Annotated in this window: 15 protein-coding genes; 1 reads left to right on the top strand and 14 read right to left on the bottom strand. The window is 51.9% G+C overall.

The genetic code is table 11. The annotated features are described in order from the left end of the window. Positions 1–39: 39 nt before the first annotated feature. The 14 genes from M3223_RS15560 to M3223_RS15495 form a co-directional block, all read right to left on the bottom strand. Positions 40–1446: an extracellular solute-binding protein gene (locus M3223_RS15560; RefSeq protein ID WP_251563100.1), complete on the bottom strand. Its 1407-nt coding sequence runs from the start codon at positions 1444–1446 to the stop codon at positions 40–42. 105 nt (positions 1447–1551) lie between these two features. After that, a complete protein-coding gene (locus tag M3223_RS15555; protein WP_251563098.1) occupies positions 1552–2463 on the bottom strand; it encodes a carbohydrate ABC transporter permease in 912 nt (303 codons plus the stop codon). Between the two features lie 7 nt (positions 2464–2470). Next, a complete protein-coding gene (locus tag M3223_RS15550; RefSeq protein ID WP_251563096.1) occupies positions 2471–3349 on the bottom strand; it encodes a carbohydrate ABC transporter permease in 879 nt (292 codons plus the stop codon). Positions 3350–3353: 4 nt separating this feature from the next. Continuing rightward, complete coding sequence (locus M3223_RS15545) at positions 3354–5660, bottom strand: DUF5696 domain-containing protein (protein ID WP_251563094.1); 2307 nt, start codon at positions 5658–5660, stop codon at positions 3354–3356. Next, positions 5653–6279, bottom strand: coding sequence for a YIP1 family protein (locus M3223_RS15540; protein WP_251563092.1), 627 nt, complete (start codon positions 6277–6279; stop codon positions 5653–5655). Before M3223_RS15540 ends, M3223_RS15545 begins: the two co-directional genes overlap by 8 nt. After that, positions 6221–7720: a hypothetical protein gene (locus M3223_RS15535; RefSeq protein ID WP_251563090.1), complete on the bottom strand. Its 1500-nt coding sequence runs from the start codon at positions 7718–7720 to the stop codon at positions 6221–6223. The genes M3223_RS15540 and M3223_RS15535 overlap by 59 nt, the downstream gene beginning before the upstream one ends. 43 nt (positions 7721–7763) lie before the next feature. Next, on the bottom strand, positions 7764–8651 hold the full coding sequence (locus tag M3223_RS15530) for a carbohydrate ABC transporter permease (RefSeq protein ID WP_251563088.1): 888 nt from the start codon (positions 8649–8651) through the stop codon (positions 7764–7766). 4 nt (positions 8652–8655) lie between these two features. After that, complete coding sequence (locus M3223_RS15525; protein WP_251563600.1) at positions 8656–9540, bottom strand: carbohydrate ABC transporter permease; 885 nt, start codon at positions 9538–9540, stop codon at positions 8656–8658. A gap of 80 nt (positions 9541–9620) precedes the next feature. Continuing rightward, positions 9621–12572, bottom strand: coding sequence for an extracellular solute-binding protein (locus tag M3223_RS15520; RefSeq protein WP_251563086.1), 2952 nt, complete (start codon positions 12570–12572; stop codon positions 9621–9623). A gap of 30 nt (positions 12573–12602) precedes the next feature. Beyond that, the gene (locus M3223_RS15515) at positions 12603–13721 is read right to left on the bottom strand and encodes an ABC transporter ATP-binding protein (protein ID WP_251563598.1); all 1119 of its coding nucleotides are present in this window, start codon (positions 13719–13721) and stop codon (positions 12603–12605) included. Between the two features lie 77 nt (positions 13722–13798). Next, positions 13799–14725 carry an AraC family transcriptional regulator gene (locus tag M3223_RS15510; protein WP_251563084.1) on the bottom strand — a complete coding sequence of 309 codons (927 nt, stop codon included), beginning with the start codon at positions 14723–14725 and terminating at the stop codon, positions 13799–13801. Between the two features lie 138 nt (positions 14726–14863). Beyond that, the gene (locus M3223_RS15505) at positions 14864–15970 is read right to left on the bottom strand and encodes a Gfo/Idh/MocA family protein (protein WP_251563082.1); all 1107 of its coding nucleotides are present in this window, start codon (positions 15968–15970) and stop codon (positions 14864–14866) included. A gap of 631 nt (positions 15971–16601) precedes the next feature. Continuing rightward, positions 16602–17069, bottom strand: a complete 468-nt coding sequence (locus M3223_RS15500) for an SRPBCC family protein (protein ID WP_251563080.1) — start codon at positions 17067–17069, stop codon at positions 16602–16604. 98 nt (positions 17070–17167) lie between these two features. After that, the gene (locus M3223_RS15495) at positions 17168–18112 is read right to left on the bottom strand and encodes an AraC family transcriptional regulator (RefSeq protein WP_251563078.1); all 945 of its coding nucleotides are present in this window, start codon (positions 18110–18112) and stop codon (positions 17168–17170) included. Between the two features lie 111 nt (positions 18113–18223). Between M3223_RS15495 and M3223_RS15490 the strand changes: the two genes are divergently transcribed. After that, positions 18224–21160 carry a family 78 glycoside hydrolase catalytic domain gene (locus tag M3223_RS15490; protein ID WP_251563076.1) on the top strand — a complete coding sequence of 979 codons (2937 nt, stop codon included), beginning with the start codon at positions 18224–18226 and terminating at the stop codon, positions 21158–21160. Positions 21161–21175 lie beyond the last annotated feature (15 nt).

The following is a 21175-nucleotide window of genomic DNA, read 5'->3' as shown; positions in this document are numbered from 1 at the left end:
GCTGTCCGTCCGAACGACGGCAGCTGCTCCTCTTGCGCCTTACTTCTTCAGCTCATCCAACAAAGCTTGCGTATACTTGGTCATATGATCCAGGAATGCTTTCGGTTCAAGCTTGCCGGAAAGCACCTCGCCATATTTTGCATCGAATTCGCCTTCATATGGCACCGGCAGGAATGGAGGAATCTTGGTTGCCTGCTGGAGAATTTCGTGGGCTACAGCCATGACAGGATCGACCTCCGCCTGCTCAACCAGATAAGGATTATCTTTGATTGCCGACAGGCTGGCAATTGTTTTCAGCTTAATTTCCGCTGCAGCTTTGCTGGAGCTAATCCATTTAACGAGCGACCAAGCGGCTTCCTCGTTTTCCTTTTTGCCAAGGGTGGTCATATGGATACCATGTCCGCCTAACCACAACGACTCCGACGGCATCGGCTTCATCTGCACATCCGGATTAACCTTGAGCGCATCGCGGACAGCTCCGACCACACCAGGCTCCAGCAGCGATTTGCCGGCTGCGAAGCGGGTCGTATTAGCCGGCAGGGATTCATTCAGCTTGGCGATTCGTCCGTCGTCTATATTTTCGCGTTTAAAGCGCAGCATCCACTCCAGCGCTTCCACGATTTTGGGATCGTTGAAGGTCGCTGTTTTGGTCTCGGCATTATAAAAGCTGCTCTGATCCGCGCCGTTCAGGTACGCCATCGTAATCAGGCTGTTCAGATTGCCGTACACTTCAAAGGGGGAGAACGTAGTCATGACCTGTTCGCCGTTCTCGACAATCCAGTACTTTTTCAGGAACTCATCAAATTCCGGCAGCGTATTCAATTCCGGAATTTCCGATTCGCCCTGCTGCTCCAGCGCCTCTTGGTTGTAGAGCATCGTGAAGTTAGGGTCAACCGTATAAGGCAGCTGCCATAACTGGCCCTCTACACCGACTCCCCGATTATAGGCAGGCTCATAAAACATATCTGCCGTTATTTCCGAATCCTTCTCCATTAAAGGCTTCATGTCTTGGATAAGTCCATCTGAAATCCAGTCAATCGGGAACCTTCCGCCATCGGAAATAATGACATCCGGATTTTCACCGGCGGAAATGAGCGCAGGAAGATCGTTGATCCCCTGCTCCATATGTGTAACTTTGACATTGGGATATTCCTTGTTGAATTCAACCATCATCTTGTTGAAGTTCTCGATAGCTCCGCCGCCGAAAATGGATAACACCTTAATGTCGCCTTTAATGGCAGACTTATCGATTGCCGGCGGTTCTGTCGCCGGACTATTCTTATCTGCCCCTGTCCCTTGGTTAACTGCCCCGCCGCTATTATTCGCTGTGACTGCTCCCCCGTTGTTTCCGCCGCCGCCAGTGCATGCCGTAAGAACGGACATGACCAGTAAAGTCAAACCAAAGGCACTGAGCTTTTTGAACCGATTGCGATTTTCCTTTTTCATCGCTTCATTCCTCCATATGAATGGTATGGTCTGAAATTCAGTTTATTGAACAGTGCCAGGCTTCCGCCTTGTTTCACCTCCTTTAGAACGGAAATTGGAGGAACGCTACTCGATCAGTCCCGTCCGCTCTACTCCTTCAACAAACCAGCGCTGGGCAATGGCATAGAGGATGAGCGGAGGCATGATGATAAGGAAGCTTGCCGACATGCGGATGGTCTCATTAAACATGTTGTCAACTTCGCTCTCATAGAAACCTTTCAGCACGGCCTGCAAGTTGTTGAGGCTAAGCGTGAGCGGCGTGTTCTCCGGCCCGACAACGAGTGCGGTCATATAGGTTTCATTCCAGTGCCAGATAAAGGAGAAAAGGAACACAACGAGAATCGCCGGTTTGGCGAGCGGAATGACGATGTTCAGCAGTATCCGCAGCGACCCGGCCCCTTCAATGCGCGCCGATTCGTCCAATTCCTTCGGCAGCGTACGGAAAAACTGCGTGAAAATGATGACAAACAGCGAGCCTCGAATGCCGTGGCCAAACATCGCCGGACCGATGATGGCGAACTTGGTTCCCATCCAGCCGAGCTCCTTAATGAGCAGGAACATCGGAATGACAATCGTTTGAGGCGGAATGAGAAAGCTTAGAATAAGCAGGCCGAACAAGATCGATTTGCCCGGAAAGTTGAACTTGGCAAAGGCATATCCGGCTAAAGCGCAGGCCATAACGTGGAAGATGGCTCCCAGACCGCTGATCGTCAAGCTGTTGACCAGCCCTTGCACATAGTTGAGGCCCTCCCATGCCAGCTTGAGATTATTCCACTCCAGACTGCGCGGAATCCAGCGGACGGACGGATCAAGCAGATCAACCTGATTTTTGAACATCGTCGAAACCATATAAAACAACGGATTTAAATAGAGATAAGCGATGTTGAGCAGCAGCGCGTACAGCACCAAATTCATAATCCAGCCGTTCTTCTCCTGGCTTCCGAACAGCATTCTCCGCGTCCAGGCTACTTTATCCATGGGGGCTTCACCTCCGCTTGTCAGATTGACCGTCTATTCGTTTGAAAAACCATACGACGAGCAGGATGAGCACAAACGCAATCGAGAAGTAAACCCAGCCAAGCGCGCTTGCATAGCCGTAGCCCGTGTATTTCATGTGGTTTGTAATCAGGCCGAGAATTGGACTGAATGGAAATGTAAACATCTCGACAATGGTATAAATCGTGTTGAGCAGAATGAACGGCGTAAGCGCGGGCAGCGTTATTTTCCAAAACGTTTCCCAGCGCGAAGCGCCGTCTATTCCAGCCGCTTCGTATACCGGACGGCCGATCGTCTGCAGACCGGCCACAATAATGATAATCTGCACGCCGGAATACCAGAGCACGATGACAAATTTGTTTAATACAGCAAGCAGCGGATCGGAGAACATTTTAGGGAAATTGCTCTCGATATAGGGCTGAATGTTGTACTGCTCCAGCAATGACAGGCCCGCAGCGCCCTGATTAAAAATCTCGTTCAGCACCTGGCCTGTGGCAAAAATAACGGGCAGGAAAAAGATGGCGCGAAATATGCCCTTGCCCGGCAGCCTCATGTTCAGCATAATCCCGACAAGCAGCGAGAACAGCACGATGACCGGAATGGTCAGTATTGTCTCCTGCATGTACTGTACGAGCAGCAGCGGGAAATCGCCGTCCTGCAGAAACGCGTTTTTGTAGTTGAGGAAGCCAATCGGCTTCATAACAAGCCCGTCACCGGTAACCCGAACGTTCTGAAAGCTCATATAAAAGGAATAGATGAGCGGATAAAGGACAAACAGTCCAAGTCCGACCAGCCACGGCGCCAGGAGGGCGTAAGCGGATAGAGCTTCGCGGGCTTCGATCGTTATTCTGCGTTTGGAAGGCTGCATGCGCTTATCCTCCTTTGCCGGTCAAGGCGAAATCATTCGGTTTAACCTCCACGCCGCCTTCGCGGTAAGGGGTATCCCCGTAATTGACGATGACGCGCTGGCCATTTTCATAGGTTGTTTCAAAGACGTCTTTGCTCAAGCTGCGGTGATTTACGATCATTTGGTCCTGCAGGCCGCCAAGAACAGAGCTGATCCGGTTGTACTCCTTCACAATCGTTTCTGTCCATTCCGAATATTGGCTGCTGAAAATGTACCTGGTGAACGTATCCTTCAATATGCCCGGGTCTTCAAAGGTGAGCAGATAGGACGGGAGCGCGCCGTATTCCACGGACCGCAGCAGCTCGTTGTTGAATTCATCCCTCAGATTGCCAGGTTTGGCGGAATAGCTAACCAGCCCGTGAATCGCAATGGGATAAAACGGAACGCTCTTATTCGCTAGCAGATCATAGCTCGGACTGAGCGGCAAATCGCTGATATGGTCCGCTTTATCGAGCACAAACGAATTGCCGTGCGAAACGCGAACTTTGCCCAGCTCCGACTTTGTTTTGTTCAATATTTCTTCGAATAACGCAGAGGTATCGCCGCGTGTATGCGGATCCTTCGGTGTATGGTCGGAGAAAAGCACCTCGCCGATGGAATTATGATGGATGCCGTCCACGCCGAACTCTTTGTAGGTTGGCAAGCTTTTTTCCAATTCTTTCAAGGAAAGATCCGGCTGCAGCCAGTATTTCTGGGTTGCTTTGCGGAAGGAGAAGCCGCCGGAAGGTCCCATTTCATCCTCTACAACCCTGGAGTTGGAATCGCGCACAGCCTCTTCCCTGGCTACAAACCCTTTGCCGGAATAAGCGATGACAAAGTTATCGTCCAGATAAAAACGGCTCCCGTTGCCCTTCACCGTTTCAATAAGGCGTTTCAGCGCATTCTCGCCGCCAAGCGCCTCCTCGGGAGGCAGCCGATCCGGCAGATACCGCATGTAGCCGCCGTTGGACCAGCCTTCAAACACAACATCCATATCGGTAATTCCCGAGGCTTTAAGCTCTTCCACGATTTTGGCGGCTTGATCAAACGTTGTGGTGGTGACCAGCTTCGAACCGAACATGCTTGGCTCGCGGTCCCCGCCGAAAAAGGCGATTTCCAGCGGAAGGCGGTCCGGCTTCGTCTCCAGCCGTTTTAGCCCTTTGCTTTCCATCAGATAGCTCCGATACGCCTGCGCCATTCCGACGTAATTAATCTGCTCCGGTTTATCGCCCTGCAAAAAGTAATACCGCACCTGCCGGTCCTGCTCCAGCCGCTTCTCATCGTAGACGTTGAAGCCTTCCCCGAAGCTGCTCGTTTGCCGGTAATACTCATTCCGGTATTGAAATTGAGGAGCAATCCAGTTGTAGGAGGTATACAGCCCGCCTGGAGTTGCATTAATGTTGGCGTTTGTCTCTCCTTCGGTAATGATGCCGAAAAGCGCATTTTGTCCATAGGAGATGCCGAACACCGGTAGCAGCACATCCGATGGAGCATCCGGCGAGCCGCGGAACGACTGGGTTGAAACCGCCAAATCCATACCGTATATTTCGCCCGTATAGCGGAAGGGATATTTGCCGTTAGGATCGAAGTTGATCGTCGCCCCCATGCCGCTCGGCACGAACATATGCCCATTCGGCATGTCGCTGCGCGCTGCGCCAAGGAATGGAAATGCCCATAAATAGACGAACCGGGCATTTGGCCCTTCCTTGATGCGTTCGGACGGAATATCCACCTGGAGGAAGCCGTCCTTCAACGACACGATGAATACAAAGCTGCTCTCAATCGATTTCAGATCAAACGTAATTTCCGCGCCTTCTTCCGTTTCCTTAACGGAGACGGCTGTTTTCAGATCGGTGAAATTGCCGTATTTCAGCTTGGAGCCGGCCTGCCGCGTGTCCACGTATTCCAGGTAAAAGGCGGAATCGAGATTTTTGCGCCAAACGCCTTTCACCGTTTCGGTTGCCAGCGATTGCTCGTCTGGGTTGCTGCGCCAAACATGGTTGTTGCGTTTATCCATAATCGTGATGCGTCCGTCCTTGCCAATCTCCAGCTTGAGCCTGCTCGTTTCTTTCACGACCTCAGCCGTAAAAGGGCCGGTTTTGACCGCAGGCGCTTTGGACGTTTGCACCGTTTTGGCGGTGCCGGCAGCGGCTGTCTGCCCGTCCTTGCCTGCCGTGATCGGGGAAGACTCCAGCTCTCCCTTCACATAACGGAATCCGGCTACGCCAAGTGCGCCAACCGTAATCAATGCAGCCGACAGGGCGATCAAACGCAGCCATTTGGCTTTAACCACGGAACGACACCTCCTCGTAGAGCTGCCGGATGAAATCGATCAGCTGCACGCACAAACCAGCGAAAATCAGGATCAGCACCCACATCGCCAGCATGAACAGCAGAGACAAAATCGTAATCCAGATCGTTTCCCCGATGTCATAGTTGTGAACTTCCTGTACAAACACGATGAAGAGAAACACGGTCCAGCCGATAATGACATAATTGAAAAATTGATAGATGGAGCCTTCGCCAATCGTCAGTAAATTGGAAAGCAGCGCGAGCGGCACCGAAAATAGAATGTAAGGCACGAGCGCATACGAGCTGCCGATAATGACATCAACCAGCCTGCCCTGGCCCCTGTTAATCGAGCTGACCATATAATTGGCCAGCACCCAGGTCACCCATGGAATGGCCACTTGCGCAAACATAAGCCACGGATTGACAAATTTGACATCGATCGGATTAAAAATAAAGCTGGTCGTAATCTCGGAGATGAGAGTAGCCAAATAAGCAAGCGCAAGCAGGATCGCTGCCGAGCCGAGGCTTCCCCGCCGCTCGTACCTCAGCTCCCAGAAGCCGTCAACCGGATGCCGAAGTATTCGAACGGCTTGTTTGAGATGTAGCATCAGGTCTGCCATTGCCTTTCCTCCACTTCATCTTTTTCCAGAGCTTGACCGCGGCCGCATAAAGGATCAGAAGCACAAGACCAGAGGTTACCACTGTGCTGAAGTTGTTTTGCAGCCAGATGACGCGGAGCTGCCAGAAGGAATCCGAATAACCTTGCACGTCTCTGGCCAGCCGGAATTCCCGCATTGCATTTTGCCATTCGCCCTTGCGGTAAAAGGACTTAGCCAGGCCCAGATGAGCCTTATAATATTTGCTGTTCAGATGCAGCACTTCTTGCCAGTAGCGCTCGCTATCCTCGTAACGTCCCAGCATGAACAGCTCGTTGGCTTTGTGCACCAGCTGGGAAAATTCAGTTTGCCGGAAAACATGGATCAGACTAGCCATCCGGTCGGAAATGTACAGGTTTCCTTTTGAATCCACAGCGATGCTGGACGGGTAATTGAACAAGCCCAGCTTGTTGAAGCCTTCGTTTTTTCCGCCGAACGAAAACAGCATGCCGCCTTGCGGATCGTATTGATAGACCCTGCCGCTGCCCGCATCAATAGCGGACATATTTCCATTGACATCGACTGCAATATCCTGGAACAGCCGCTCTTCATTGGCGAACACAGCCTGGGCGCCGAACAAGCGGTTGCCTAGCAGATCCTTTCCGGCAAAGTTGAACTTTTTGAGTTGGCCGGTGTCGACGGATATGCTTGTTGTATAGATCAGGCCGTCTTTATCGATCATGACGTTGCTGACCGAGCCAGGCGTTTTTGTGATCTCTTTTTTGAGCTGCTCTTCGGTATAAACCTGGCGTTTCAAATAATCGAGAAAGTTAAACGGCACCTTGTTTGCCCCGAAAAACCCCTGGAATCCGCCCTCTTCCGGGTCGATGACCGTTAAGCCGTGGTAGCCGTTTTTTGTTGTGATATACAAAAAGCCGCGTTTGTCTACGGCCACCTTGGTCGGCTCAAACTGGTAGCCGGCGGGAAGCAGGGTTGTTTCCGGTTGTTTATACTCCTTGACGAATGCGGCGGACCGGTCGTAAACGGCGATCCGTTTGTTGCCTGTATCCGCAACATAGACATGCTTTTCGTCAACGTATACCCCGTTCGGGTCCTTCAATTGGCCGGGGCCTTTTTGAATTCCAAATGCGGTGACGTAGCTTCCGTTTGAATCCAGCTGCACAACCCGGTTGTTTTTGGAATCCGCAATGAACAAATGGTCCTTTCCGTCGATAAACAAATCATTTGGATTGTTCAAATTGGGGGGACCTCCGTTAACATCCGGCGGCACCATGTTCAGTCCGAGATAACCGGTAGGCACGTAGGCAGGCTGGACAAAAAACTGCCCGTTGCCGCTGTCGTAGGAGAACGTTCGGTAAGGAAGCTCCGCCTGTGCGGACGGCGGTTGAAGCCAGGGTCCGGTTACAAGCACCGCCGCGATTACAAAGCGCAACCATTTGGGCATGCCTGCTCATCCTCTCCATAAAGGCAAGTTGTCGATATGTCGGTCATTTGATGCCGGAATGCATCATCGTTGTGATAACCTTCCTCTGCATCGCCAGGAAAATAATAAAGTTCGGGATAAACAACAGCAGCGCTACCGCCGCCGCCGCGCCTTGATTGGCAACGTTGTTGGAGAGATTGTTCGTAAGCGTATTGACGAAAAACGGTAGCGTCTTCATCGTTTCATCCTCCATGAACAGCGTTGAAGTCTCATCGGAGGACCAGGCTGTCTGAAAGGACAGAATGGCTGTTGTTGCCACGGCGGGCATGCACAGCGGAACGACGATTCGGGCAAAGATCCTGAATTCCTTTGCCCCTTCTACCTTGGCGGCTTCCAGCAGCTCATCCGGAATTTGATCGATGAACTGTTTCATCAGAAACACGCCGACCGGCATAGCCACAAGCGGAAGCACATGGCCCCAGTACGTATTGATAATGCCGAGATTGCTGATGACAAAATAGCGGGGTATGCCGACCATCTCCGGCGCAAACATCAGCGAGATAATAATGCCGGAGAAGATCACGCCTCTGCCCGGAAACTTATGCTTGGAAAGCGGATAAGCGCAGAGAACGCTGATCAGGCAGGAGGTGACAAATACGAGTACGCTCATCACGATGCTGTTGAACAAATATCTGGTCACCGGAACGGCGGACGATTGCGTCACGACGATCAAATCGGTGAAGTTTTGCAGAGTCGGCTGTTTGGCAATAAAGGTCGGCGGATACAGAAACAGCTCGTTGAAAGGCTTCAAAGCATGATTGACTAAATAAACAATCGGCAGCAGCATGAAGATGGCGAGCAGCGTCATCGCGACGAACTGAATCCATTGGAACGTCGTCATCCGGCGCAGCGAGCGAAATCCTTTTTTTAAGCTGTACGCCCAATCCCGCATGAAGTCATTCCTCCTTTGAACCGAACAGCTTCCAGCAAATCCGGCTCACGATGTAAGTCATGACCAGCAGCAGTACGGAGATCGTTGAGGCATAACCCATCTCGTACCGGATAAAGCCGTAGTCGTCGATATGGTTGATGAGCAGGTGCCCGGAATATTGCGGTGACGGGTTAGAGCCTGACAGCTGAGTACTAATCGAGCCCGCCTTCAACGTCCCGACGACGGCCATAACTGCGCCGAACAGCATTTGAGGTTTCATAGCCGGAATCGTAATGTACCAGATTTCCTGCAGACGATTGCGGATTCCGTCAATCCGTCCCGCCTCGTACAGCTGCGTATCGACGTTTTGCAGTCCGGCCAGCAGCGCCAGGAATCCGACTCCCATGCTGCTCCACAGCGTGACCAAAATCATGACGGTCATTAAATATTTTGGATCTTGCGTCCAGAGCACCGGCTCGCTGATGATCCCGAGCTCCAGCAGGAAGCTGTTCAGGTAGCCGAGCCGGTCGCCGCTGAAAAAGATCAGCCACACGACTGCCATCGCGACCCCGGCGGTCATCGACGGCGAGTACAGAGCCAGCGTGTAAATGACCCGGATTCGCGCCGGAAGCTGCGAGATGAACCAGGCGAGCATAAATGCCGCTATATAACCGAGCGGTCCGACGATTATGGCAAACTTGAACGTATTCGGTATCGCATGCTTCCAGAAAACCATGTCCTGGGTAAGCAAATTTTGATAGTTGAGCCAGCCGATAAACTTAGGCGGCTCGATGGCGTTGAAATAGGTTAGAGAAAGTGCAATTGCCGCGATTGTTGGAATTACGATAAATAATAGAAACGTAATTAAAAATGGAGCGATGAACACATAAGATAGCCAATGCTTCCGCATCGATGTCAGGGTTGAGGCGATTTGAATCTTTTTCCGGCGGGCTGCCGGCTGGCTTCCCGCAGGTCGGACCAGCTCATGGCTCATTTTTCGCTCTCACCTCCGGGCTGCGGCTTGTATGGCGGAACGTCCAGCTTGCGGACAACGTTGCCGTCTTTGTCCACAAATCCGAATTCCTGCTGTTTGCGCAGCAGCTCCCGATTGATTTCAAAGATGGCTCCCTCCAGCGATTCGCGGAAATTCATATTATCGAGAACCGTTCGATTCCAGGCGAATCCGAGCTCGCGAGCGGTAAAGTATCCGCCGGGCACGTTCGGCGCTTCTTGGAACCAATCCAATTGTTTGTTAATCTCGGCGGCATGCTCCTTCGGCCAGGCAATCTGCTGGAAGGCTGCTTTGTTAGCGGTGTTCCAGCGGAATTCAACGCCATTAAACATCTCCATATCGTTGCCAAAGCGAGTCTGCGTTTCCGTCGACGTCCACCATTTCAGAAACTCCCATGATTCTTCGGGATTATCCGTCGACTTAAATATGGAACCGGCCTGAATCGTTCCGCCGCCCCATCTTTCGATGTCGCCGCTTTTATTAGGAGTGCCGGGAATAGGCGCAACTCCCCACTGCCCGGAAATTTCCGGCGCGGCTACTAGCAGCTGCAAATACATATTAAAATCGGAGATGCCAATCGGGATGTTACCGTTGCGAAAGTGCATGTAAAAATTCGGAACCTCACGCGGCAGACCGTAAATATTGAAAAAATCGGTCCACTTTTTGAAGGCTTCGAACGACTGAGGAGTATCCAGGCCTGATTTGAGGCCGTCGGCGGTATATAAGGAAGCGTTATTCTGATAGAAAAACGGCAAATAGTTTGTTGCAGGGAAATAAAAATCATAGCCGCGCTGCTGCAATGTCGGGAGCATGACATAGATGTCATCCCACGTTTGCGGCACTTTGAGCTTCAGCTCTTCCAAAATATCTTTCCGGTAAAACATCACATTGAACATGATCGTTTCCGGGAGCGCATAATCGCCCTTATCGTAGTGGAAAGGAGTCAGGGAGCCTGGCAGGAACTGCTTGGCTGCGCTGTCATAATCTTCAAACTTGCTCAAATCCATAAGAGAGTTCCGAATGGCCAGATCGGCCGGCATCCCCTGATCCAGCCCCAGCGCAACATCCGGCTCACGCCCGGCAGAATTGCTCAGAATTAAGAGCTGAGGGTTCGGCATAATGTTTACGTTGACCTTAATTCCAGTTGAAGGGGTAAACTGCTCGTCGGCCATTTGCTGCATGAGCGATACGTAGTCCCGGCCGCGATTGACCCAGACCGTAATCGCCGCATCCCCATCCTGCCGTCCGTAATCAAAATAGTCGGAGGAGAACGTCATAAAAAACGTTTTGACCGTGTTGGTCATGACTTTCCAGGTCGACGGCGTTACATCAGGAATGCTGGCGGTCGATTTGGAAATAAAAATCTGATCCAGCATTAGCGGCTGTTTCGTCAGCTCAAGAGAATAAGTTGATAGCGTTTCCTGTACCGAGGTCAAATTGCCAAGCTTCGTCGGCAGATCGTTCGGACGGTCTGCGAGGCGCTGCAGCTTGGCGACGGCATCACGGATTGTCGCCGAACCGCTTGATTCCGTACCATAAATCTCTTGCATATAAGCAAGAACATCATTCAGCGTGTCCCTCATCTTTTCGAGCCGCTGTTTGGCGTCGGGCAGCTGCGTGGCGATGTTCCAGTCCCGGTTGGCATCCGCGTTGTCTTTGCCGGTGATGAGCCGGACGAGCCGATTTATATCTTGGATTTCCGAGGATACATATTGAATGGATTCAGTAATTGGCGAAACAGGAGCATTGGTAACGGTCAAGGACAGCTCGTGCTTGCCCTTGGTCAAATAAAACTGGAACGGCTCTTCTTTTTCCTGCCCCAGCGAGGCCATCGACCAATTGCGACGATAAGGGAATGAAAACGCTTTTAATTCCTCATAGGGAACTTTGCCGTCAATCCGAATTTGCCGGTAAGCGTTGGAGCCTTTATTAAAATTTTGCAGGTATTTAAGATCAATCTTGTACAGACCGTCCTCAGGAACCTCGAAGGTCCATGACGCGGACTGGCCGCCGCGTACCCAGTTGGCGCCGCCCATCGTATTAAACACGATTTTCCCGTCGGACTCCGGCGAGGCCAGATCATCCCGGCTGGCCTGCATTTGCACCGAGGGCTCGGATTTGACGCTAATCTGTTCTGCCTCAATAGCTGTAAACCAGTTTGGATCTCCGCCGTTATCCGTCTGTTTAAATTCTTTTTTGGCTTCCTCGTAGGTCGGAATTTTTTCCGGCGCCTGAAGCGTTATTTGATCGATCGCAATGGGCTCGTATACCGATTGAATGCGAATGACCTGTTTGCCCTGGCTCAAATTCCAGCGCAGCGGCTCGCTGTTGGCGTAGGACGACTCCATAATTTCGCGATTTTGCCAGCCCTTCACCGCCTGCTGGCCTGGCCGGATCTGATTTCCTTTTGCATCCGCCTGCGGCGGATAATGCGCATCCTTCCATTGCCGGTCGAGCTTGATGTTTTGAGCTTCCGTATAAGGAGATTGCCCGTTCACCATGATGGCGATCTGGTTCGGTATGCTGGAATCATTGACGGAATAGTAGTTTAGCTTTAGCTCATAGAGCCCGCTTTGCGGAACGTCGAATTCGTATTCTACCCACTGTTTCTCCTCCAGCAGCACCGAATCGGCGCTGCCTTCCAGCGCCGCTGGCTTCACGGCTTCAGAAGCGTTGGCATAGTCGGCGGCGCGCAGGCTAATATCCGACGTGTCCGCATCTTTTGCGCCTGTTGCTGTCCACTCCTTGAGCACCTGGGAGTAAATCGGCGCCTCCGATGCCGAAGCTGGAACCGAAAGATTGCCTGATTTTGGCGATTGATCTTCGGTAACGGTTCCATTCGCATGGGAGGGCATGATTATGCCGGCAGCAAGCGCAACGACGACCGGAAGCGCCCAGATTCGCCTTTTTCTTCGTGGCGGATTGTTCATCGTTTGGCCTCCTTTGCTGTTATTGGCTCACTACCGGATTGCGTCGCCGGTTTCCCGGTGAAAAAAGTTGATGAATTCGGTCTTCAACGTCACTTCCAGCCTTGTTCCATCCGGGTATTTCGTGAACGCCGCCGCCCTGACAACGAGCTTTTGCTCATGGCCTAGATCAAGATGAATGTACCGGTCCGCTCCCATCAGCTCCGAGAAGGTGACGATGCCCGTAATTTGCTTCCCATCCGTAGGCGGTTCATCGAGCTCGCGTACAATGAGAACGTTCTCGGGCCGAATTCCGAGCGTTACTGTCCGGTCAACGTTACCTCCTGCTCTCAGCGCCTCATGCATGGAATACGGAATTTCCATATAGAAACGTTTGGTGCTGAAATAGAGGCTTTTTTCCTTTTCGATAACCGTTCCTTGCAAAAAGTTCATCTCAGGCGAACCGATAAAGCTGGCAACAAACCGGTTAACCGGGCGGTTGTATACCACCTCTGGCGTATCCACCTGCATAATTAAACCGTCCTTCATGACGCAGATCCGCGTTCCCATTGTCATCGCTTCCGTCTGATCATGCGTGACGTAAATCATCGTCGTGGCCAGCTCGCGATGAAGCTCGATAATCATTTCCCGCATCTGCACCCGCAGCTTTGCGTCCAGATTGGACAGCGGCTCATCCATCAGAAACACCTGCGGCGTTCTTAAAATCGCGCGTCCGAGCGCTACCCTCTGCCGTTGGCCGCCTGACAGCTGTTTAGGCTTGCGCTCCAGCAGATGCTCGATTTCCAGCGTTCTGGATTGAGATTTGACGGAGGATTCAATTACATGTTTTTCCGTCTTGCGAAGCCTCAGTCCAAACGCCATGTTTTCGAAAATGCTCATATTTGGATACAGCGCGTAGTTTTGAAACACCATGGCGATGTCTCTCTTTTTTGGAGGAACATCGTTCACGAGCCTATCTCCGATAAAAATCTCACCGCCGCTAACTTGCTCCAGCCCCGCTACCATGCGGAGCGTTGTGGATTTGCCGCAACCGGAAGGGCCGACAAGAACCATAAACTCCTTGTCCTCAATCTCCAGATTGAAGTGGTCCACGGATAGCTGGCCCGACTTGTTGTACCTCTTGATCACATTGTTAAACAGAACCCTTGCCATTGCCGTTCCCTCCGCTTCCGTATTGGCTCGCTTGCCGCGCCGCGCAATCACGTATGATTGCGCTTTCAACACATCTCCTACTCAGCCAATCGCTTCTCGTTGTCATTCGACTTTAGAAGTTCATATTCCAGGCAGGTTCGGTACTGGCTAGGCGAGCAGCCGACATGCCGGAAGAACAGGCGGCTGAAAAATGACGGATCCTCATAACCGACCATGGTCGCGATAGAGATGACCTTTTCGTCCGACTCCAGCAGCAGATGTTTGGCGCGGGCAATACGAATCTCATGCATAACGTCGATGACGCTTTTGCCAAACTCCTGGCCCATGTACCGGTTCAATTGGCGAACGCTGACGTTGAACAATTCGGAAAGTGATTGCAGCGTAATTTTTTTGTCAAAGTTCCGTTCCAAGTATCCGTAGATGCGTCTTGCAGTTATTTCACGATCCAAACGGCGCGGCGAAGCGGTCGTTCTATGTTTTTGCATAATGGTGTAAAAACGTGAGAGCAGCATCAGCAGCTCGACAAGCTGCAGCCTTGTTATGATTGAAAACCCGGGGCTGCGGTTGTTGTTCTCGCGCATCATGCTTTCGAGAATCGCCAGTACGGTCGCTGCGTCCTGCCCGGTCAGATTGAGGCGGTGATTGAATCGGACTTCGCTGTTTAAGAAGGGATGCACATAAAAATAGTCCATGGAGCCGGAAATGCCGAGCTCCCGCTGCAGCGTGTCGGATATAAACGAAGGCATGAACAGGCAGTTGATAATTTCGATCTGCTCGTCATCCGCTACCCTGTAGGAATGTGTTTCGCCCGGATTGATAATAAAAACGTCTCCGGCTTGAATCTCGTATTCGGCTCCGTCGAAACGATGAACGGCTTTTCCGCGAACGACATAAACGAGCTCGATAAAATCATGGCCATGCTCCTCAACCGACCCATGGATCGCCTTTAAAATGTAGAAGGGAAACTGCTCATTCATGAACAAGCTGCTGTGCATGGTATTCATTACTGATAGCTCCACCTTTCCCCTAGGAATTGACCCCACGCCGTTCAAGCATGACATCGATCGAATGCAGACGAAGAGCAATTAAGCCAGCTCTTCATCTGCATTCGGCGGATGGTTCATTAATATCAGTGATCTGATTTATTTCAAGGAATGCGGATCGCCGAAGAGCGGCGGCAGCGGATGCGGACGAACGACCTCTCCTCCACGTTCGTACGACTCGATAACAGCAAAAGTGTATTCAAGAACAGCCAGTGCGTCCCGTCCGTTCGCGCGCAGCTCTTCACGAGGCACGCCGTTTGAGATGTCCTCCAGAAAGGCGTGCAGCCTGTTGTTGAACGTTCGTCCGAAATCCTTTGTGCCGTAATCCGTCACTTCCGCCTGGATCGGTTCGCTTATGGCCGGAACGCCGCGCTCCGCTCTCCAAAGCGATAGCTTTTCGACGCAGTTCTCAATCGTGAAGGTGCCTTTAGTGCCGGCTACCTCTGCGCTCCACCAGCCGCCAAGCCCGTATACGGCATCACCGCGTTGGCTGAGGAGATATCCGACGCCGCCATTGGCAAATTTGACGTGAATACTGTTGATAGACACCATAACGTCGCCAGCGTTGCGCCGGAAGCCCGGCGTGTCCGAGAAGGTTTGAATATGTGTAATATCACCGCAGAAATGGCGCATAACACTAAACGGATGAGTCAGGAAAGCCTTCATGTGGAAGTACGGATGGCCTTTCATTTTAGGCGAGCCGGGTGCCCCGTAGTTGGCTTCTCCGCCGTTAAAGCCCATCTTGAGCAGGCAGTATACGAGCTCTCCCACTTCACCGTTGTCCATGTACTGCTTTGCTTTTTCAGCTGGCGGCGTAAAATAATGGTTGAGATTGCAGCCCAGGTACACTTTTTTCTCTTCCGCCAAAGCGACTAGTTGTCTGCCTTGGTTGATATCCGTACAAAGAGGCTTTTCTACCAGCACATGTTTGCCGTAACCGACCGCTTCCATCGCAGGCTCAAAATGCCAGCTGCCGTTTTCGATGCCGCCCGTTGCAATGTCAACAATTTGCAAATCCGGCTCGCCCTCGATCATATCCTTCAGGCTGTAGTAAGCTTTGGCTCCGTAACGTTCTGCGGCAGCGTCAGCCCGTTCCTTCACGACGTCGCAAACCGCTACGAGATCGGCCAATTCGTCTTCTTTGTAACATGCGGCATGGTTGTTGCCGATTCCGTTCATTCCAACAATCCCGATCTTAAGTGCCATTCAGTCGTTTCCGATTGTCAGCCGTAAGCTGAACCCGGAAACTCCACCTCCTTGTACTTGTTCGCTAGAGACTGCATTAGGCTCAGCAGGATCGGTCGCTTTTTGACGTAATAGAAAGCGTTTGCAAACCGGGCTAAATAATTAAATGAAATTGCAGCGCTTCCTGATCGCATGCTGTATTCTCATTTTATTCCGCTTATCCGGTTGCAGCATTGTCAATCGGGACAATAGTGTTTTCGATCTGGACCGAAAGCGAAACCTAACTTACCTAACAAATTCTAGCTCAAGTTGGGAGATATAATACTAAATTACGCATAGATTGGCAATAGCAGGGAATTATCCAAAGTAATTTAATGTGAATATAATGAGTTGTAAAATAAAATCAAGGGGTGTTTGCTTAAGCTGTATTTTTCTTAATTTGCTGCGGCGAATGGTCGCAAATAGCGACTGTTTAACAGTGAAAAAGTGCAAAAAACAGAAGAAACCTGCGCTGCAAGCTCCTTCTGTACATAACGATTCAGTCTCACGCCATTCAAAACCGTGAGATCTACGCGGTACCGATTCGTTGAAGCTTATCTTAGAGCAAGAAAAAAGCTAAGCCTGTGTAAAAACCAGAGGCTTAGCTTAAAGACTAACGTAGCGATTCAAACACTTTTGAATATTCCGCAAATCGCGGTTCCCACTCATTTTCTACTTGTCGTCCATCCAAGAGCGCCTCAATGGCGTCCAGGCATACATGCCACCCGGCAATATCTTTAGGCGTATGAGCGGTCACGGCGGATAAAGTCTCGGTCAGCATCAGTCGGCAGCCGTCCTCAATCGAGGTCAGCTCAAAGCGCACCTGGTCTTCCCCCCAGGCAAACTCCAGCACGCGGCCCCGCTCATAATCGAATATTTCCATTTCTTCAAAGGTTCCGTCCTGCATGTCGAACTTAATTAGACCTCCCTTGCGCAAATCCTCGACCGACAGCTCGGCGAACCATTGCTGCAGCTTGTCGTTTTCGGTCAAATATGACCACACCTGCTCGCAGGAATGCCTATGGTATCGCTCAAACGTTACTTTTAATCCGTCATCTGTTTGTTCTACTTTGGCCAGCATTAGTTCTCCTCCTATTTATCACGGAATAGATTACAGCAGCATCGATTCTTATCCAATTTTAGCCCTTTGCAGCAGCTCCGTATACGTGTTTCTGCCGTTCAATCCAGATCAGACAGTTGGGTCATAATTGGAAATGCAGAAATCTCCCGTTTTCGGTAATCCCGCGGAGACATCCCCATACGGCGGGTAAAAATACGAGTGAAAAATCCTCTGTCCATGTACCCGCATTTTTCGGCGGCCAGCTGCACGCTAACGCCGCTGCGCAGAAGTCTGCAGGAAAGCTCAATACGGCTGTCCTGCACATAATCTCCCAGCGTTTTTCCTGTTGCTTCTTTGAACTTACGATGAAAATGGCGCACGCTCCAGCCAATATCAGCTGCAAGCTGTTCAGCATGCACGGCTTCGGCAGGATTTTGCTTCAGCCGCTCCAATAGCTGCTCCAGCTTCTGCTCCCCGCGCTGTGCAGGCGAATACAACGCAGGTTCACTTGCACCTCGCCCTGTACCTGCCAATCCCCGGTCAATCTCGGCCAGCAGCTGTACAAACAGCGCGTGAAGCATGGGCTCGGTGTATTCGTCCTGCCTGCGCTGCAGCTCGTAAGCCGCCTCGAACAGCCGTCTGTAAACTCCCTTAGAATCGTTAAGTTTCATCCAGCTGGGCTCACGGTCAGATGCAAGCATATTCAGCCCTCGCCGTGAGCGCTCGAGGCGCTGCACACCGGGAAAGCCGGCAATTGCCGCTTCGGCCTGCTCCGGCAAAAAAATAAAATTGCTTATAACAAGCGGCTCGACGCCTTTCATCGATCTTGGGCGAAAAACATGCTCTGTACCAATCGGCAGCAAAAATAAATCTCCCGGCATTACATCCATCGAGCAATCCCCGATATAATGCGTCCCTCTTCCCTCCATAACGAGGCTGATTTCCGCAAATTCATGCCGGTGCAGATGCAGATGAAACGACTCCGACACCCGGTTGATATGATAGGGAAGCCCAGGATGGAAAAAAAGAGATGCCGGCGTAACATCCACTACGGTACGAACCATGTGTCTTCCCCCTTTATGTCAGAATAACCATCCTTTCTGGCAGAATCAACTCCTTTATATTGGATTTATGAGCGTACAATGAGGTGGAATATGGCGGAGAGGATGATGGACATGCAAGCTGAACGAACTTGGTCGGCCAAATGGATTTGGGGCGGAGAGGAAGATCGTCCCCGGAATGAATGGCGCTGCTTCCGAAAAAGCTTTGACGGCCCGGAATCCGGTTATGATGAAGCTAAGCTGCATATCAGTGCGGATTCGCGGTTCGTTTTATATGTGAACGGGACGCTGGCAGGACGCGGCCCGGTTCGCTCTTGGCCCGAAGAACAGTCCTATGATACCTATGACATCGGCCATCTATTGCTTCCCGGGCGCCAAAATACGATAGCCGTGCTCGTGCTGCATTTTGGCATGACCAACTTTTATTACTTATTGGGACAAGGCGGCTTGATTATGGAGCTGGAAGGCTCTTCCGGCGTATCGCTTGTTACGGATAATTCCTGGCTGACAAGCCGGCTGCCGGGCCAACAAGCCTCCTCTCCCCGCATGGCCTGTCAGCAAGCATTCGGCGAAGTCATTGACGCGCGCGAGCTGCCGGAGAAATGGATGGTGGAAGAATCAACGGAAGGCTCCCTGACGCCTTCCGTGAATTGGGAAGCTGCCAGGGAAGTTGCCGCTGTAGGCGACGGCCCGTGGAAAAAGCTCGTCCCGCGCGATATTCCTTTTTTGACGGAGGAAAAAGTATATCCTGCTGCTGTTGTATCGCTGAACGAGGTTCGCCCGCCTGCTTATATGGCTGCATTTGATTTGAAAACGATCATGCTGCCGGATAGTATTTGGAGCGCAAATCCGGTCGCTTATAAAGGTTTTCTGGCCGTTCAAATAAACATGGAAAAGGACTGCTCCATCACGGTCGGTTTTCCAACCGGAACGGACGGCGTCGTGCTGCTTGACGGCAAAAAGGCCGCTCGCAGCTACGGCGTTCAGCCGGAACGATACGATGTGTTCGAAGCCGCCGCAGGTTCACATCTGCTGCTCATTGAAAACGAATCCGGATACGATCATGGAGCCAGCTGGCATCTTGGGCTTGATGCCGATGCTCCGTTTACGCTGACTCGCCCCCGTTTGACGGAGCAGACCGCTGCTCAGCCTGATGACCGTCAGGACGCATCAAAAGAGCAAAAAGAAGTTCCATTCGCCCTGATCGGTCCCTTTGCCACCGCCGAGCGGACGGAGCATTGGCTGGAAAGTCCGCAGCTGGCCGATCATCCGCTCTACATTCAGCTGCGTGACGGCGAATTGCCGGACAACCTGCCTGAGCTAAGTTCATGGATTCGTGAGCTTGATGAGAGACTTTATACTGATCAGGACGTTTTTGGCAGCAGCGTGTGGCAAACTGCGGTGAGGCCGCTGGCCGTCCCGGCGCAGCTGCAGCGGATGGTTGTTCCCGCTCCCGAACCGGCGGTACTGCCTGGCTTAGCCGAAGATTGCGAATTTGTCGTTGATCTTGGCGAGCAGCGCTCCGGTTATATCGGCTTTGAGCTGGAAGCAGCAGCCGGCACTATTTTAGACGTATACGGGATTGAGCATATTGAAGGAAACTATCGGCAGCATACGTATGGGCTTGATAACACGGTCCGATATATTTGCCGGGACGGCAGACAGAGCTACCTCTCCCCTGTCCGCAGAGGCTGCCGTTTTCTGATCGTAACCGTCCGGCAGGCTGCCGCGCCTGTAAAGCTGTACGAAATCTATATGAATCAAAGCTCATATCCTCTGCCGGAAAGAGGCTCGTTCCGCTCTTCCGATTCGCTATTGAACGAAATTTGGCAAATTAGCCGGCGTACGACCAAGCTTTGCATGGAAGACACCTTTGTGGATTGTCCGGCATATGAGCAGACTTTCTGGGTCGGCGATGCCAGGAACGAGGCTTTGGTCAACTATTATGTATTCGGCGCGACCGATATCGTCAAACGCTGCCTGGATCTCGTTCCCGGCTCTGGAAGCCGCAATCCGCTTTATTTGGATCAGGTACCAAGCGGCTGGAACAGCGTCATCCCGAACTGGACCTTTTTCTGGATGATCGCCTGCCAGGAGTATGTGGAACATACCGATGACAGCGAATATGCAAAGTCGATCTGGCCAGCGGTGCAGCGCGCTTTGGATGCATATTACGAGCATATTGATGGTAACGGCTTGTTTAATATCCGCAGCTGGAATCTGCTGGACTGGGCGCCAATCGATCAGCCGAACCGCGGCATCGTAACGCATCAGAACCTGTTTTTCATGAAAGCGATGCGGCTTTCTGCGGCTCTTGCCGAAAGAGCCGGTCAGCCGGAGCAGGCCTCTGTGTGGCAGGAGCGGAGCAAGGCGCTGCGCGTTGCGGTCAATGAGCATTTGTGGGATGAAGAGCGGCAGGCTTTTCTGGATTGCATTCATAAGAACGGCAGGCGTTCGGAGCGTTTCAGCGTGCAGACTCAGGTAATCGCCTGCCTTTGCGCCGCTTCCGACGGCGAGCGAAAATCCGCGCTGGAGCGCCATGTGCTTCAGCCGCCTGACGACTGGACACAAATCGGCAGTCCGTTTATGAGCTTTTTCTATTATGAGGTGCTGGCCGAGCTTGGCCGATCCGATGTGCTTGTAAACGATATCCGGCTGCAGTACGGTCGCATGCTCGATCACGGAGCGACCACTTGCTGGGAGATGTATCCAAGTTATGACGAGAACCGCGCCAACTCCGATATGCTGACGCGCAGCCACTGCCACGCCTGGTCGGCAGCTCCGGGATATTTTCTGGGACGGGAAATTCTCGGCGTTCGTCCGCTGGATGCGGGCTGGCGCAAGGTGCAGATTGCACCTGAACCAGCTGGGCTGAGATGGGCGAGCGGCGCTGTTCCTCTTCCGGGTCAAGGAGAAATTAATGTCTCATGGAGCCTAAATGAAGACAAAATGCAGTTGAGCGTTACAGCGCCCGAAGGCATCGAGCTGGATATCGTATGGCCGGAAGGCGTTAAGGGGAACGCGGAGGTTAAGCGGGTATTCCATATTTAAATATTGTTAAAGAAA

Origin of the sequence: Paenibacillus pasadenensis (assembly GCF_023715725.1) — a bacterium.
Classification (GTDB): domain Bacteria; phylum Bacillota; class Bacilli; order Paenibacillales; family Paenibacillaceae; genus Paenibacillus_O; species Paenibacillus_O pasadenensis_A.
Note: the sequence above shows the minus strand (reverse complement) of the source record. Positions and strands in the feature narration are given on the sequence as shown.

Coding starts and splice junctions, on each gene's coding strand:
- M3223_RS15560 (WP_251563100.1), bottom strand. CDS start 1,446: ATGAAAAAGGAAAATCGCAATCGGTTCAAAAAGCTCAGTGCCTTTGGT.
- M3223_RS15555 (WP_251563098.1), bottom strand. CDS start 2,463: ATGGATAAAGTAGCCTGGACGCGGAGAATGCTGTTCGGAAGCCAGGAG.
- M3223_RS15550 (WP_251563096.1), bottom strand. CDS start 3,349: ATGCAGCCTTCCAAACGCAGAATAACGATCGAAGCCCGCGAAGCTCTA.
- M3223_RS15540 (WP_251563092.1), bottom strand. CDS start 6,279: ATGGCAGACCTGATGCTACATCTCAAACAAGCCGTTCGAATACTTCGG.
- M3223_RS15535 (WP_251563090.1), bottom strand. CDS start 7,720: ATGCCCAAATGGTTGCGCTTTGTAATCGCGGCGGTGCTTGTAACCGGA.
- M3223_RS15530 (WP_251563088.1), bottom strand. CDS start 8,651: ATGCGGGATTGGGCGTACAGCTTAAAAAAAGGATTTCGCTCGCTGCGC.
- M3223_RS15525 (WP_251563600.1), bottom strand. CDS start 9,540: ATGCGGAAGCATTGGCTATCTTATGTGTTCATCGCTCCATTTTTAATT.
- M3223_RS15520 (WP_251563086.1), bottom strand. CDS start 12,572: ATGAACAATCCGCCACGAAGAAAAAGGCGAATCTGGGCGCTTCCGGTC.
- M3223_RS15515 (WP_251563598.1), bottom strand. CDS start 13,721: ATGGCAAGGGTTCTGTTTAACAATGTGATCAAGAGGTACAACAAGTCG.
- M3223_RS15510 (WP_251563084.1), bottom strand. CDS start 14,725: ATGAATACCATGCACAGCAGCTTGTTCATGAATGAGCAGTTTCCCTTC.
- M3223_RS15505 (WP_251563082.1), bottom strand. CDS start 15,970: ATGGCACTTAAGATCGGGATTGTTGGAATGAACGGAATCGGCAACAAC.
- M3223_RS15500 (WP_251563080.1), bottom strand. CDS start 17,069: ATGCTGGCCAAAGTAGAACAAACAGATGACGGATTAAAAGTAACGTTT.
- M3223_RS15495 (WP_251563078.1), bottom strand. CDS start 18,112: ATGGTTCGTACCGTAGTGGATGTTACGCCGGCATCTCTTTTTTTCCAT.
- M3223_RS15490 (WP_251563076.1), top strand. CDS start 18,224: ATGCAAGCTGAACGAACTTGGTCGGCCAAATGGATTTGGGGCGGAGAG.